At 63.4% G+C, this 14916-nt stretch carries 10 protein-coding genes and 1 riboswitch; of the genes, 4 read left to right on the top strand and 6 right to left on the bottom strand.

Annotation, left to right across the window (positions count from 1 at the left end; translation table 11 throughout):
- Positions 1–162: 162 nt before the first annotated feature.
- The 3 genes from uvrC to trpB form a co-directional block, all read right to left on the bottom strand.
- A complete protein-coding gene (gene uvrC / locus Q0K00_RS08930) occupies positions 163–2040 on the bottom strand; it encodes an excinuclease ABC subunit UvrC (protein WP_297228715.1) in 1878 nt (625 codons plus the stop codon).
- A gap of 696 nt (positions 2041–2736) precedes the next feature.
- Positions 2737–4248, bottom strand: coding sequence for an outer membrane homotrimeric porin (locus tag Q0K00_RS08925; RefSeq protein ID WP_297228713.1), 1512 nt, complete (start codon positions 4246–4248; stop codon positions 2737–2739).
- A 269-nt stretch (positions 4249–4517) separates the two neighbouring features.
- The gene (gene trpB, locus Q0K00_RS08920; protein ID WP_297228711.1) at positions 4518–5735 is read right to left on the bottom strand and encodes a tryptophan synthase subunit beta; all 1218 of its coding nucleotides are present in this window, start codon (positions 5733–5735) and stop codon (positions 4518–4520) included.
- A gap of 229 nt (positions 5736–5964) precedes the next feature.
- Between trpB and thyX the strand changes: the two genes are divergently transcribed.
- On the top strand, positions 5965–6768 hold the full coding sequence (gene thyX / locus Q0K00_RS08915; protein ID WP_297228709.1) for an FAD-dependent thymidylate synthase: 804 nt from the start codon (positions 5965–5967) through the stop codon (positions 6766–6768).
- 738 nt (positions 6769–7506) lie between these two features.
- A complete protein-coding gene (locus tag Q0K00_RS08910) occupies positions 7507–8502 on the top strand; it encodes an RluA family pseudouridine synthase (RefSeq protein WP_297228707.1) in 996 nt (331 codons plus the stop codon).
- A gap of 171 nt (positions 8503–8673) precedes the next feature.
- Here the strand turns inward: Q0K00_RS08910 and Q0K00_RS08905 are convergent, their stop codons facing one another.
- Positions 8674–9234, bottom strand: a complete 561-nt coding sequence (locus Q0K00_RS08905; protein WP_297228705.1) for a hypothetical protein — start codon at positions 9232–9234, stop codon at positions 8674–8676.
- Positions 9235–9398: 164 nt separating this feature from the next.
- Here Q0K00_RS08905 and Q0K00_RS08900 point away from each other — a divergent pair, with 164 nt between their 5' ends.
- Positions 9399–10304 (top strand): YgjP-like metallopeptidase domain-containing protein, encoded by a 906-nt coding sequence (locus Q0K00_RS08900; protein ID WP_297228703.1) that lies wholly within the window; start codon positions 9399–9401, stop codon positions 10302–10304.
- A 47-nt stretch (positions 10305–10351) separates the two neighbouring features.
- Here the strand turns inward: Q0K00_RS08900 and Q0K00_RS08895 are convergent, their stop codons facing one another.
- Positions 10352–11014: a TrkA family potassium uptake protein gene (locus Q0K00_RS08895; protein WP_297228701.1), complete on the bottom strand. Its 663-nt coding sequence runs from the start codon at positions 11012–11014 to the stop codon at positions 10352–10354.
- A 434-nt stretch (positions 11015–11448) separates the two neighbouring features.
- Positions 11449–12813, bottom strand: a complete 1365-nt coding sequence (locus Q0K00_RS08890; protein ID WP_297228700.1) for a potassium transporter TrkG — start codon at positions 12811–12813, stop codon at positions 11449–11451.
- Between the two features lie 84 nt (positions 12814–12897).
- Positions 12898–13012: riboswitch (TPP riboswitch) on the top strand.
- Positions 13013–13073: 61 nt separating this feature from the next.
- Between Q0K00_RS08890 and thiC the strand changes: the two genes are divergently transcribed.
- Entirely contained in the window at positions 13074–14366 is a 1293-nt protein-coding gene (thiC, locus tag Q0K00_RS08885; RefSeq protein WP_297228698.1) for a phosphomethylpyrimidine synthase ThiC, read from the top strand.
- The last annotated feature ends 550 nt before the right edge of the window (positions 14367–14916 follow it).

Here is a 14916-nt window from a genome sequence, read left to right as displayed (position 1 = left end):
CATTCGGCTCTTGGCAGAAAACCTCCAGCTTCATGTCTGAGCAGAGGGTGAACAACGTGTTGACACTCTACATCTAGGCGACAAAGGAGCCTTACAGGCATCGACAGCAGAGCGAGGTTTTTTTCTTCCCTCTAAATAGGCAACGAATGGTGTTAACAGGCCCTAAAGCCCGCGCAGCTTTTCCCGGAGCAGGGCGGCCTTGGCGGAGCCGATGCCCGGCAGGCGCCGCAGATCTTCCTCGCTGGCGGCGCGCATGGCTTCCAGCGAAGAAAAATGTTCCCAGAGCAGGCGAGCCGTGGCCGGTCCTATGCCGGGCAGCCGCATGAGTTCTCCGGAAAGGGCCGCCTTGCCGCGAGCCTTGCGATGGCGGCCGATGGCAAAGTCGTGGGTCGTGTCGCGTATGTGCTGGAGAAAGAGCAGTTCCGGTCCGCCTTCCCGCAGGGGCAGCGGATTGCTGCGGCCCGGCAGGAATATGCGGTCAGCCACATTGCCGGCGCGGCGGTCGGCATGGCCGTCCTCGTCGCGGGCCTTGGCGATGGAGGCCAGAGGAAAAAGCTCTCCCTGTCCGGCCTCTTCCAGTGCGCGCTGCACGGCGTTGAGCTGACCGCGTCCCCCGTCGATGAGCAGCAGATCCGGCCAGGGCGGCCCGCTTTCCAGTCGCCGGGCGACCCAGTGGTACAGGGTGGCGTAATCATCCCCCCCGTCGGGCATGGCGTAGCTGCGATAAGCGGGCGGATTGGGGCGGGCATCCTCAAAGACCACCATGCCGACCCGCGTCTGGCGGCCGCCGGTATGGGAAACGTCCACGCATTCGATGCGCTGCGGGCGCTCCGGCAGGTGGAGGGCCGCGGCAAGCTGTTGCAGGATGTCCTGTTCCGCATGGCGTTCGCGCCGACGGGCCTCCTCGCGGGCATTGGACTGGGCCACGTCGACGAGCTGGTTATCCTTGGCATGTTGCGGCGCGACCAACCGGACAGCTCCGCCGCGCCGCTCGGACAGCATCTGTTCCAGTGTTTCGCGCTGACTGTGCGCGTGGTCGCTCTCCATCGACTCCGTCCCGGTATCGTCAGGCGCTTCCGTATCTTCGCTGTCCGGTGGCAACCAGGGCAGCAGGATGCGCGGCGGCGGCGTCATGGTGCCGTAATACTGTCCCACAAAGGACCAGAGAAGTTCCGGCGCATCCTCGAAGCTGAGTCCGCTCCAGTAGAATGTACGCCCGTCGGTCATGGCTCCGTTGCGTACAAAGACGATGCCGAGCGCCAGCCCCTTGTCCGCGGCAAACAGGCCGACGACATCCATGTCCCCGCCGCCGGGCAGGACCGTGGCCTGCCGTTCCACAGTGCGCTCGACGGCGCGGATCTGATCGCGAAGACGGGCGGCGGCCTCGAATTCCAGCGCCTCGCTGGCCTCCTCCATCTCCTGACGCAGACGGGCCAGCAGGGGAGCGGACTTGCCTTCCAGCAATTCGATGACCTTGTGGACGGCTCCGTAATATTGCCGGGAGTCCACAAGTTGCATACAGGGAGCCGGGCACTGTCCCATATGATGGTACAGGCAGGGCCTGACGCGGTTTTTCATGGCCCTGTCCGAGCAGCGCCGCAGGGCAAAGGCCCGGTGCAGGAGTTTCCATGTCTCACGGGCCGCCAGTGCTGACGTGAACGGCCCGAAGTAGCGCGCTCCGTCGCGGCGGGCCTTGCGGACGATCTCCAGCCGGGGGAAGGGATGCTTGGGATCGATGCGGAAAAGGACGTACTGCTTGTCGTCGCGCAGGACGATATTGTAATGCGGACGATGCTTCTTGATGAGGCTGGATTCCAGCAGCAGGGCTTCTTTTTCGGTGGTGGTGGTCAGCACGTCCAGACTGACGGCATGGGCAAGCATGGCGCGCGTCTTGGCGGGCAGGCCCTCCGGCCGGAAATAGGAAAGGACACGGCGACGCAGTACGCGGGCCTTGCCCACATAGATGATGCGCCCCTTGGCGTCCTTGTAGAGATAGACTCCGGGACTCACCGGCAGAGATGCGGGATCTGGACGTTGCATGGGCGGAGTATAGGCGTGAAGGGCGGTTTCTCGCAAGAGCGCATCCCCAAGGACGCTGACAGGACATGCTGGTCTGTGACGGAAAGGGCCGTCGCGCGTTACTGCCGATACCAGTACGACGCCTGCACCTCAAATAGATAAAACGAATACTCTGCACAGGGGCCACATGTATTCCGAGGAATGTCAGCCCCATGTCCCGCAGTTCCTTCTGGCAAGGCGGGCTGGGAAGAGCTGGGGAGAAGCATGGCGAGAACGCCTTTTCTCGCTCTGTTGTGAAAAGGCTGGCTATCGCGCGAGCCGGAAGCGATTGAAAGGAGGCTCGGAGGCCCGTACCCGTTGCGGCGAAGAAGCCTTGAGGGCATCGACAGTAAAACGCGGGGTCCCCCTTCCCCCAAAATAAACTGTGCATAGCGCTGATAGTCCCAAAGCGGCGCGCGGGGATCGCCGTCATCGTGTGGACAGGGGGATCGTTACGAGGAGAGCCCGCCGAAGCGGGCTCTCCTGTCGGGAACATGTACGCGGCCGCTGTATGGAGCAGCGGCGGCTGTGTCGTGGAGCTCTTTGCGTTTGAAACGCGTTGCGTTCCAAACTAGGCGGCCTGTCGTTTCGTGGAGAAAACGCGGTTTTTCCACTTGGCGTTGGCCGGGCGGCGCTGTGTCGCCACCTCGCGACGTGCCTTTTTCAAAGGCAAACGCTCTAGAAGCTGTAGACGTAGCAGAGGTTGAAGTTCCAGGCGTCGCGCACGGTGTCGTCCTTGCCGTTCATGACGCTGTGGCCCCAGACGTTGCGGGATTTGTCGAGCCACATGGCGATGTAGGACGCTTCAAAGACCATTTCCAGATTTTCATAGATCTTGTAGGAGTTGACCAGGCCGATCTCCAGCGCATAGTCGTCGGTGGTCAGGTACATGCTGTCCTTGCCGACAAGCCCCGTCGTATTGGCGGCATAGCCGAGGTTGACCAGTTCCTTGGCCATGTGCGGGCTGTTGGTGCCGCCCATGAAGTTGACATAGAGGCACTGCTTGAGGTCTTCCACAAAGCTCACGTCCTTGGCGCGGATGCCCACGCCCCAGGTGCCGGTCATGCCGTAACCGATGGCGCTTTCGCGAGCAAGATAGGGATTGCCGTTGAAGGCGTAGCGGGAGAACATGTTGTTGGTGTTGTTCACGCTCACGAAGGGCATACGTTCGGAGCCGTTGCCGGTGTTGTCGTCATCACCGGAACCGTACCAGCCGTAGATGCCCGGGGTGAGCCAGTCCATCTTGTATTCCACCAGCAGCGAAGCCAGCCAGCCGGCGCGGTTGGCCGAGGTGTCGTCGTAGGACACGGAGCCGTAGTTGAAGTCAAAGGCGATGCGGAAGGGATCGAAGGCCACGATGTCGCCGGTGATGCCCGCCCACACGGCATTGCCGTAGCCGGTGAGCTTTTCATTGTGGGAGCCGCCGCCAATGGGATACATGCCCGCCCTGTAGTAGGCATTGGAGGTGCCGGCCGAGGTGCCGTTGATGGTATAGTAGTTGTCGCGGCCGTTACGGAAGGCGTTGGGGCCGATCATGCCGTACATGGCCCAGGGGGTCACTTTCACGCCGTCGAAGGTCAGGGGCAGGGCGAGGGCGAACAGATCCACATTGTCCATGTAGTTCTCATGGTATTTCGGATTGCCGTCGCGGGTCCAGCCGCTGTAATTGTCGTTCATGGGCCGTGCCCACAGGGCGGTGAGGGCCACATTGTCGTTGAACTTGTACGAGGCGGTGATGCCGGCCACGTCGTCATTGAAGACCTGGCTGCCGGTGGTGAAGCTCGGCAGGGCCATGCCCTGGATACCCATGCGGAGCTTCAGGTCGGTCTGCGGCACGAGCCAGTCGATGTAGGCCTGCTTGATCTCGATGACGCTGGTGCCGTCGGCGCCCAGGGCCGCACCGTTGCCGTTCTTGCCCCAGCGCTGGTCGCCAAGTTCAAAATACAGGGTACCGGAAAGGCTTTCAGAGGCCACGGCGTCCAGCTGGAAGCGGAAACGCTGCTCGGCCTCGAACTCGTCTTCGCTGCCGTTATACCCCGTCTGCCCGTTGCCGCCGGTGAAATTGCCGTTCTGGCCATAGTCCGCGCTGACGATCCACTGGCCTTTGGCCTTGAAGTCGATGGCGTGGGCCGTGCTCAATCCCCCGAGCAGCATACCGGCAGCCACAAGAAGCGTCATGATTTTTTTCATGGTTTTCCTCCTCTGAAACGCATGATCGTGAAAAAACCTGGGAAACCATAGGATTTTCCCGTGAGCCTTGCAAGAGGAATAGTAAAAATTTTTTTACCGCAAAAGACTCTCAGTAAGATGCGGAGACCGAAAAAAGATGACAGGCCGTGCGGGCGGGCGGTCGGCGCGCGGAAAAGCAAGGAGACAGGAAGCTCGAGGCTTGCCTGTCTCCTGAAAAGCGGCCTTGTGCCGCGCTGCGGTGTTTTTGCCGCAGCCGTCGAAAGGGCGTTTTAGTCAGCGGGGGTAAATTTGCCGGAGGCCACCAGTTCGGCCACCTGCGCCACGTCCTTGTCGCCCCGTCCCGAAAGGTTGACCAGCACGATGGCGTCCTTCGGCAGGTCGGGAGCTATGCGGATGGCGTGAGCCACGGCATGGGAGGATTCCAGCGCGGGGATGATGCCCTCATGCCGGGAAAGCTCAAAGAACGCCTGCAGGGCTTCGGTATCGGTCACACTGACGTACTCGGCGCGACCGCTGTCCTTCCACATGGCCAGTTCCGGTCCCACGGAGGGATAGTCCAGTCCGGCGGAGATGGAGTAGACAGAGGCGGCTTCTCCGGCGGCATCCTTGAGCATGTAGGAGCGGAAGCCGTGCAGCACGCCGGGCTCGCCCAGACAAAGGGAAGCCGCATGTTCGCCGTATCCCGCACCGATGCCGCCGGGTTCCACGCCCACAAGGCGCACGCCCTCGTCCGCCACGAAGCCGGAGAAGATGCCCACGGCATTGGAGCCGCCGCCCACGCAGGCCAGGCAAAGATCAGGCAGGCGTCCCGCGGCTTCCAGCATCTGGGCGCGGGCCTCCCGGCCGATGACGGACTGGAACTGCCGCACCATGTACGGATAAGGATGCGGCCCCACGGCCGAACCCAGCACATAGAACATCTCCGGATCGTTGACCCAGATGTCGAGCGCCTCGTCCACGGCTTCCTTGAGCGTACGCTGTCCGCTGGTAGCGGCGCGCACCGTGGCGCCCAGCATCTCCATGCGGGTCACGTTGAGGTGCTGGCGTTCGATGTCCACTTCGCCCATGCAGATGGTGCATTCCAGCCCCATGAGGGCCGCGGCGGCCGCCGTGCCCACACCGTGCTGCCCCGCGCCCGTCTCAGCGATGACGCGGGTCTTGCCCATGCGCTTGGCCAGCAGGCACTGCCCCAGCGTATTGTTGACCTTGTGCGCGCCCAGATGGTTCAGGTCCTCGCGCTTGAGCCAGATCTGCGCTCCGCCCAGCCTGCGGCTGAGATTGGCGCAGTGGAAGACCGGGCTGGGCCGTCCGGCAAAGTGCGCCAGCAGATATTCCAGCTCCTCGAAAAAGGCAGGATCCCTGAGGGCGTCCTCAAAGGCCCGACTGACTTCATCCAGACGCGGTTGCAGGGCTTCAGGCACAAAACTGCCGCCGTACGCGCCGAAAAAACCGTCAACAGGGGCGGCGCAGGGGGTGGATTTGCTCATGGTGTCTCCTTGAAAAAAATCTGGCCAGAGGGGGCGGCCCAAATGAAAAAAATGCCCCTTTTGGCCGCAGGCGTCAAGGCGGCCCCCGGCCCGTTGCCTGACCCGCGCCATGCGGGAGCGGGGAGAGGCGACGGAAAGGCGGTTGTGGGCAAGGGTAAAGTCGTCTATGGTGGCCCCTCGCCGCGTCCATCCCGTGCGCGGCTCTTCTTTTTTCGGCTCTGGAGGCGGCATGTTGGAAGAAAAATACACAGGCAACGGCAAGGTGCTGCTGCTGGCCGGCGGCGGCAGGATATTCACCGATATCGCGGCGCGTTTCGTCCGCAGCGAGCGCAGTCTCGACGATATCGTGGCCTCGCCCTATTCGCGGCAGATCGTGGAGAATATCCTTTCCAGCGGGCATCGCGCCGCGCTGGAGTTCGATTTTTTCCTCTTCGGCGTGGAGGGCTACTCGCGGGTGACCGAGGTGCAGCTCGTGCGCAAGCGTATGGCCTCGTATCTGATCAAATCGGGGCGGGCCGAGCTCAACGGCAAGCGGCGCTACTCGGTCGTCTATCCGCCGTCCGTCCGTGATTTTTCAGCCCAGGTCACGCTGCCCGACGGCCATACGGCCGCCCTCAGCGGGCGCGATCTGGCCGACCTTTCCCGCCAGTGGTACGAAGCCGGGCTGGAGGCCGGACTGCCGGAGGAGGACCTGCGCTATCTCAAGCCGCAGGCCACGGAATTCAAGGCCATCATCGGCATGAACGCCCATGCCCTGCTGGACTGGTTCGCCATACGCTGCTGCCGCAACGCCCAGCACGAGATACGCCATCTTGCCCGGCAGATGCTGCGCCTGTGTCGGGAGGCCGCTCCCGATCTTTTCCGCGGCGCCGGGCCAAGCTGCGTCCAGCTCGGCTACTGTCCGGAAAATCGCTTGCAGCATCCCCGCTGCCGGGGCCACATCCTCACGCGGGACGAAGCCCTGAAGGTCCTGCGCGCCCACGGCGGCCAGACGCCGGATGCGTTCGCCGTCGTCCAGGACGAAGCCGATTAGCATCGGGCTTTTTTTGCGGGGGGAAGGAAGGGGACTTTTTTGCAAAAAAGTCCCCTTCCTTCCCCCCGCGCCCCCCATCCATCCTTCAAAAAAACTTGCCGGGGCAGATGACGGAGAGCTTGCCTCCACAAGGCCTTCCTCCGGACGCCAGTCCCCCGGCAGCACGGCCGAAAAGGCAAAAAATGGACGGGGAGCTTTTCATCAGAGCGTTGTGCCATGAAAAAAAGCATGACGCGAGGTGGCAGCGCCGCGCCGTCCGGCCAAAGCGAGCGGAATGATCGCGTTTTTCCGCGAGACGGGGCAGCCCGTATGGATGGAACGCAAAGCGTTTCAAATGGGAGATGCTCTAAAGGGCGTTCGTCCGTCTGCGTGCTGACTCCCGTTTGATGGAGCAAGCGGGAAGGGCAGGCGCGTTATCCAATGCAAGAAAAATGTCTTTCATCGCAGGTCCCGCCGGGGGACCATCGGTCAGGGGACGCCTTGCCGGAGAGCAGCTCCCTGCCATCCTCCTTGAGAAGAGTTTTTGAAGGGGAAAGGGGGCGCGGGGGAAAGGGGGGACTTTTTTGCAAAAAGTCCCCCCTTTCCCCCGCAGGGAGCGCTTCCCACAAGTAAACGAACGAGCTGGCATTTGTTCGGGGCACGTTGACCTCCCAGCCTGCTGCGGCTATGGTGGAGGCCGGTCCAGCGACGCTCTGGAAGCCGTCGCTTTTTTTCACCACGGCACCGAGGTTGCCGCACATGCCAGAAGATCCTCACGTCCCGCCGCCGGCCCCCGCGGCGGAAGCATCCCACATCTTTACCGTACAGGCCGTGGAGAGCGGCCAGAAACTTCTTCAGCTGCTCCAGCGGCGGCTGGAATTGCCGCAGGGCCTGTTGCATCGCTGGATACGCACCGGACAGGTCCGGCTCAACGGCGGCCGTGCCAAGCCTTTTGCCATCGTGGCCGTGGGCGACATGATCCGTCTGCCTCCCTTCGCACAGGGGATGGCGGGCCGCAAGAAGGCGGGCGGGAGCGCATCCCCGGCGGCCGCGTTGCCGCCGCTGGTGGGCAGGAGCGGCGACATCTGGGCGTTCAACAAGCCTTCCGGCCTGCCGACCCAGCCCGGCACCGGGCATGAGGACAGTCTGGCCGGCCGGCTGGCCGCCTTTTATGCCGGTCAACCGTATATCCCGACCCCCATCCACCGTCTGGACAAGGACACCTCCGGCATCCTGCTGGTGGCGGGCAGTTTTGCGGCGCTCAGCGCCACGACGTCCGCCCTGCGGCGACATGAGCTTAGCAAGGAATACCTTGTCTGGGTGGCGGGCAACTGGCGGCACGGTGCGCGGCGGCTGACGCACTGGCTCCGCAAGGCGAGCACCGGTACGGGCGAGCGGATGCGGGTGAGCGAGGTCCCCGGCGAGGGAGTGGAGGCGTCGTTGACCGTACAGCCGTTGTCATGCGGGCCGGACAGAAGCCTGCTCCTCGTACGTCTGCACACTGGCCGCACGCATCAGATCCGTGCCCAGCTCGCCCATATGGGCCATCCGGTACTGGGCGACGGCAAATACGGCACGCCCGGTACGGCTCCGCGGCTCATGTTGCACGCGCTGCGGGTGATCCTGCCGGACGGGGAAATCTTTTCCTGCCTGCCGGAGTGGCGTGCTCCCTTTGCCGTGACCGACATGCCGCCTCTGCCGGAAGATCTGCCCCTGAATGCCACGGGGGGGGGCGGCGAGCGGGATCCGTCCTGAGCGATATGCCCGTATTGCCTTCAGGCAGCGGACGGGCAAGACCTTTCCCTCAGACAGACCGGCGGAGCGAGCTTGCCGGGACTGCTGGATATGCATGAAGAAAAGCGGAAGAGAACGGGCGTTCTCTTCCGCTTTATGCCTCTGGCAGTCTGCACACGAAGGGGGAGGGAGTTATGCGCGCAGGCTGGCTGTGAGGGAGGAGATCTGCGCTTCCAGGCTGGCGAGCTGGCCGAAGGCCGTCGTATCGCCGGAAGCAAGCGTGGCGCTCAACATGCTGACGCGGGACTGCAGCGCGGAGATCTGCTGACGGATGTTCTCCTGTTCGGCGCTGTCGTCCTCTTCGCCGCTGCCGCCCTGTCCGCCACCGCCGCCTTGTCCGCCTTCAGCGGGAGCGGGGGCAGCGCTCTGGGACTGTTCGGCCGCAGCGGTGCTTTCCGCCGCAAGCTGGCTGCCGACGCTCTCATCCGCCTTGCCGGAGGACGTGTAGCTCTGGGCCAGGCTCTGGAGCAGAGAATCACTGCTATCGGAAGACTGCATCGAGGAAACAAGCCCATTGTACTGTCCATAAGACTGGGCGAACAAAAGACGTGCTTCTTCGGAAATGGACACGCTGTCACTGCTGGAAGTGGTATCAGCGTTGTCATTCTTGCTGTAAGTGGCCAGAGGATTGCTGACGGTGTTGTTGGTATCAAGAGACAAGATGCCATTATTTTGCAACGCTGTGATGTCCATAACTTCTCCTACGGGAAAATTTTTCCATGCGTTGATGTTTTCTGCATCATTTCTTGCAACTCCGGTGCCATTTCTGAAAAAGTTAATAATTCCAGTGTTGTTTTTGGAGGCTCGGCATTTCTGTCCGCTTTACAGGTCCCCTGGCCTGTGGCAGCATGACAGATATGCCGCCGTCAGCCGTTTTTCCCCAGCGCTCGTCTGAGCCTTCCGCCGTCGCTCCCGACGGGCCGTCCGTCTGTCTGGAACGTCTCCCCGAGGGGGCGGAAAGGCTGGTTTTTCGGCTGGCGGACGGAACGAAGCTGCAAGCTGCGGTACGGCGTTCCACGCGGGCCCGTCGTGCTCGTCTCAGTTTGACGGCTGCGGGAGAGTGGCGGCTGTCCGTGCCGTCCGCGTTATCTCTGGCAGACGGGCTGGATTGGCTGGAGAGCCTGCTCCCCTTCGTGGAGCGGGCATGGCGGCGCTACCGTCGCAGTGTCCAGGAAGGGCCGGAGGGGAATTTTCTGCCGGAAGAGCTTTCCCTGCCGCTGATGGGGCAGACATTTGCTGTCCGGCGGGGAGGGGACTGGCAGCAGGGCTGCGCGGCCGTCGCCCGCAGCGGCCATGCGCCGTTGCGGGTGGAAGCCGGGGCGCGGCGTCTGCTGCTGATGGCGGCGGAGACGAGCCTGACCTTCTTTGGCGATGTGGATGATGGACTGGCGGCGGAAGCCCTGCGGCGCTGGTGTCGGCGGCAGGCCGGGCAGTATTTGCCGCCCTTGCTGGAAGAGCTGGCGCGGCGACACGGCTTTGCGGTGAGCGGGATCAGCGTGCGGGATCAGCGTTCACGCTGGGGGAGCTGCAGCCGGGACCGGCAGGGAAGGGGCGTCATCCGTCTCAACTGGCGGGCCGTGCTGCTGCCGCGGGAGGATGCCGCCTTCCTCTGTCTGCATGAGCTGTGTCATATCCTGCGGATGGACCATTCCACCGCCTACCGGGAAGAACTTGCCCGTTACGCTCCGGACTGGCCGGAACGGGAGCGCCGTTTGAGCCGGTTCTGGAGAGAGCTGCCGCGCTGGACACGTCATGCGTCCTGAGCTGGAGGATGCGCCCGGTATCGAGCGGACCGTTCCCGTTCTACCGCTCAGGGGCGCAGCTTGCCCATGAAAGCCGAGCGTCCGGCGAGGACCAGCCGGTCGCCGCGATGCAGGGTCGTGCGGGCCGGCGGCACGAAGATGAAGGCATCTTCTCCCACGGGGCGTATGCCCATGACCATGACGGCGTGTTCCTGCATGAGATTGAGTTCCACCAGCGTCTTGCCGTCCCAGTTGTCCACCTCCAGCTCCTGGATGGCGATGCCGCCGTATTTGGGGATGAGATCCAGCATACCCGGATGGGTGAGCTGGTGCGCGGCCATGACGGCGGCTTCCATTTCCGGCACCACGGCCCGGTCCACATGCAGGCGTTCCAGGATCTTGCGATGCTCTTCATTGGAGGCCTTGACCCAGATGCGCGGACCGGCGAGCTCCTGCACGTTGAGCGTGATGCTCAGGGAATGTTCGACCCCGGCCCCCACGCAGATGACCACCCAGTCCAGATCCTGGACGCGCAGGGAGCGCAGCACCGACAAGTTGGTGGCATCGGCCTTGTAGACCGCTCCAAGGTGTTCCTCGGCAAGCTGGACGCGGGCGTCGGACTGGTCGATGCCCACCACGGTATGGCCCAGCTCCACAAGCGTTCTGGCCATGCGCAGGCCGAATTTCCCCAGTCCGATGACGCCTATCTCCAGTGTTTTTCTGGCGGCCATGTTGTCTCCTGTCGGTTGAAGGCCGGGACACGCCGTCCCGGCTGTGACGATCTCTCTCGGGCGTGCGGCGGGATGGGCGAAGCGGGCACGTCCCGTATGCGGCAAGCGGGGCCGGACGCGGCCCCCGGCCCCCGATTCCTAAGAGCAATTCCACATTGAAAATGTGGATTGCTCTGGTAGTCGCGAGAGCGACTACCCGCAACCGAACACACGGAAAAACCACGTTTTTTCCGTAGTGTGAGGGCAGCGTCAGCATTGAGATTGGACACGATCTCAATGCGAATCCGCTCCAAGAGCATTTTCAGTGTGGAACGCTTCGCGTTGCAAACCATACGGCCTGTCGTTTCGCGGAAAAAGCGCGGTCGTTCCGCTCACGTTGGGCCGGGCGGCGCTGTGCTGCCGCCTCGCTTTGCCTTTTTCAAAGGCAAAATGTTCTAACCTATGGGCATCTGCGCTTCCGCATAGGCGTAGCTCGTGCGTCTGCGCAGGCTGCGGATGGCCAGCAGCAGACTGAGCAGGCCCACCCGTCCGGCAAACATGTTGAAAATGATGATCAGCTTGCCCTCCGCGGTCAGCTGCGGGGTGACGTTGACGCTCAACCCCACCGTGCCCAGCGCGGAAACGACCTCGAACAGCAGGTGGACGAAGGGCAGGCCGCTGTGCGCGTCGCTGCGGTGCAGGATGCCGGTCTCGGTAAGGGTCAGCAGGAAGAGTGAGCCCACGATGGTCAGACAATAGAGGAAGAAGAGGGTCAGCGCCTGCTTGACGTTTTCGTGCGGCACGCCGCGTCCGCCCAGTACGATCTGGTCATTGCCCCGGAATTGCGCAAGGAAGTAGCCCACCAGCACGCGGAAGGTCCCCAGCTTGATGCCGCCCGCGCAGGAGCCTGGCCCGCCGCCGATGAACATGAGCAGCATGATGAGCAGCAGGCTGGCAAGGCTCAGGTGGGCCATGTCCACCGTGTTGAAGCCCGCCGTGCGCGCGGAGACCGAATGGAAGAAGGCGGTCAGCAGCAGGTCGAAGCCTTCACCCACTTGATGCTCGTTGCCGGGCCGTCGCCATTCGATGACATAGATGAGCAGGCCGCCGGCCACGACGAGGAAGAGCGAGGTCCGCAGCACCAGACGGCTGAAGCGGGAAAGCCGCGTGACCTCCGCGCCCAGTCGTCCCCGCGTGAGCAGGCCCAGCAGCTCGTGCAGCACGCCGAAGCCGAGCCCCCCGAAAATGACGCACAGGCTGATGATGACGTTGACCGTCACATCGCGCTGCCAGGCCATGAGGTTGTCGGCACGCAGGGCGAAACCCGCGTTGCAGAAGGCCGACACCGCATGGAAGATGGCCCGGAACGGGGTGAAGAAGGCCGGATCGTGCAGATGGAGGGCCAGCGCGGCCAGAAGTTCGATGCCCAGCATGATGCCGGCGATCTGCCGGAGAAAGGCCCGCAGGTCGAACGAACCGCCCAGCAGGGCCTGGCTCACGGCCTCGCGGCTGGTGAAGGGCACCTGCCGCCGCCAGAGCAGGAAGGCGAGGCTCGTATAGGTCATGACGCCGAGGCCGCCTGTCTGGATGAGCAGCAGGAGGACGGCCTGTCCCGCCGGAGAGAGGACGGTGCTGATGTCCACCGTGCTCAGGCCGGTGACGCAGACCGCGGAAGTGGACAGGAACAGCGCATCCAGCCAGCCGAGATGCGCGTCGTCGGCGTGACTGAAGGGGAGGGCAAGCGCCACCGCGCCCAGCACGATGGCCGCCAGAAAGGAGATGACCGGCCAGGTCACCGGGGAGAAGATTCGGCGTCGCATGGCCCATGCCTAGCCCATCCCGTCCGCCAAGGCAAGCCGACAAGAAAGACCTTTACAGGTGGATCTTTTTTGGCTAAAGAAGACGAATCAAGCTAGGGGAGCCGCGCATGGCAGATGACGCGGCTGAGAGTGGGCAAGGCCCAGACCCTGTGAACCTGACGCAGTTCGCACTGCCGGAGGGAAGCTCGTCATCGCATTGCTTTCCTGCCGTGCGATTTTTTTTATCCCTGCCCTGCGTCGCAACCCGCGAGGCTCAACCAATGGCATCTTCGCTTCTTTCGCTCAACAGCGCGCTGCGCGACCTGCTCGACGCGCACCTGTCCCGGATCGCCGCCGAGGAAGGACTCGACCCCCAGACCATCACCGACGCCATCAACGCCGGTACCATGGTGCTGCTGGCCAACCCCGCCCACAAGGGCGTGAAGCCCATCATCGTGGGCCAGCCGTCCCGCATCAAGGTCAATGCCAACATCGGCACTTCCCCGCTCTGCAACTGCCTCAATACCGAGGAACGCAAGCTCAAGGCCGCGCTGGATGCGGGCGCCGACACGGTGATGGACCTTTCCATCGCCGGCGATCTGGATGCCATCCGTCAGGGCATGTTGGCCGCCAGCCCCGCCCCGCTGGGCACCGTGCCCATGTACGCCGTGGGCCAGCAGATCCTCGACGCGGACCGCGACATCGCCACCATGAAAGCCGACGATCTGTTCAATGAGATCGAAAAGCAGGCCAAACAGGGCGTGGACTTCATGACCGTGCACTGCGGCCTGTCCCTCAAGGGCGCGCAGTACGGCGTGGAAGCCGACCGCGTCATGGGCGTGGTGTCGCGCGGCGGTTCCATGCTGTCCCGCTGGATGCTGGAAAACCAGCGGGAAAATCCCCTGCTCGAATACTTTGACCGCCTCATCGACGTTTGCCGCCAGTACAACGTCACCCTCTCGCTGGGCGACGGTCTGCGTCCCGGCGCGGGCGTGGACGCGGGCGACGCCGCGCAGTGGGAAGAAGTCATCAATCTCGGCCGTCTGGCCAAATACGCGCTGGAGCGCGGTGTGCAGTGCATGATCGAAGGGCCCGGCCATGTGCCCATGCATCAGGTGCGCACCCAGATCCAGGGCATCAAGCGTCTGACCAACAATGCGCCGCTCTATGTGCTCGGGCCCTTGTGCTGCGACAGCGCTCCGGGCTATGACCACATCGCCGGCGCCATCGGCGGCGCCATCGGCGTGGAGGCCGGGGTGGACTTCCTCTGCTATCTCACGCCTGCCGAACACCTCACCCTGCCCGACGAAGCCGACGTGCGCGCGGGCGTCATGGCCTCCCGCGTGGCCGCGCAGGTGGGCGAAGTGGCTCTGGGCACCAAGCGCGCCGTGGCGCGTGAAGCCCTCATGAACGAAGGCCGCAAGACGCTGGACTGGGACAAGATGCGCGCCGCCGCCCTTGATCCCGAACAGCTCGACAAGCGTCGCGAAGAGCACAAGAATGAAGAAGTCTGCGCCATGTGCGGCAAGTTCTGCGCGGTGAAGATGCTGCGCGACCGCAAGACGAACGCGTAACATATCTCTTCCCCGTCCGGCGGTCGGCCGCCGGAAAGAGAAGGGTATCAGATGACGAAAGGGCGCTCCCACGGGAGCGCCCTTTTTGTCTTGTCGGTACAGGGAGAGAGCGTCTTGCCCTTGAAAAGGGTAAAACGCGAGGCGGCGGCGCAGCGCCGCCCGGCCCAGGCCAGGCGGGATGACCGCGTTTTTTCCGCGAAACGCCAGCCCGCAGGGTTTGGGACGCGGAGCGTTTCAAACTGAAAATGCTCCACAGGGCCTGTCAGCCCATGTGTTGCGTGTTTTGGGGGAAAGGGGAATGTCCTCGCTCGGCTACGATGCCTGCAAGGTTCCTGCGCCGCCTGACGGGCACGGTCCTGCGGGCCGCCATTCGGGCGTTCCCTTCCCCCCTCACCTCTTCCCCAATGCGTTTTTGTCAGGGGACGCGACAGGGATACGAGGCGAGCCCGCCCTCAAAGGCAGGAGGATGCCGTCTACTTGTTGTGCTTGTCCCACATGACGAAGAAGACCGATCCCACGATGAGCACGCAGGTCAGCAGGATACGCCAGG

The sequence above is a fragment of the uncultured Desulfovibrio sp. genome (genome assembly GCF_944327235.1).
In the GTDB taxonomy this organism is placed as follows: domain Bacteria; phylum Desulfobacterota; class Desulfovibrionia; order Desulfovibrionales; family Desulfovibrionaceae; genus Desulfovibrio.
Note: the sequence above shows the minus strand (reverse complement) of the source record. Positions and strands in the feature narration are given on the sequence as shown.

Coding starts and splice junctions, on each gene's coding strand:
- uvrC (WP_297228715.1), bottom strand. CDS start 2,040: ATGCAACGTCCAGATCCCGCATCTCTGCCGGTGAGTCCCGGAGTCTAT.
- Q0K00_RS08925 (WP_297228713.1), bottom strand. CDS start 4,248: ATGAAAAAAATCATGACGCTTCTTGTGGCTGCCGGTATGCTGCTCGGG.
- trpB (WP_297228711.1), bottom strand. CDS start 5,735: ATGAGCAAATCCACCCCCTGCGCCGCCCCTGTTGACGGTTTTTTCGGC.
- thyX (WP_297228709.1), top strand. CDS start 5,965: ATGTTGGAAGAAAAATACACAGGCAACGGCAAGGTGCTGCTGCTGGCC.
- Q0K00_RS08910 (WP_297228707.1), top strand. CDS start 7,507: ATGCCAGAAGATCCTCACGTCCCGCCGCCGGCCCCCGCGGCGGAAGCA.
- Q0K00_RS08905 (WP_297228705.1), bottom strand. CDS start 9,234: ATGGACATCACAGCGTTGCAAAATAATGGCATCTTGTCTCTTGATACC.
- Q0K00_RS08900 (WP_297228703.1), top strand. CDS start 9,399: ATGCCGCCGTCAGCCGTTTTTCCCCAGCGCTCGTCTGAGCCTTCCGCC.
- Q0K00_RS08895 (WP_297228701.1), bottom strand. CDS start 11,014: ATGGCCGCCAGAAAAACACTGGAGATAGGCGTCATCGGACTGGGGAAA.
- Q0K00_RS08890 (WP_297228700.1), bottom strand. CDS start 12,813: ATGCGACGCCGAATCTTCTCCCCGGTGACCTGGCCGGTCATCTCCTTT.
- thiC (WP_297228698.1), top strand. CDS start 13,074: ATGGCATCTTCGCTTCTTTCGCTCAACAGCGCGCTGCGCGACCTGCTC.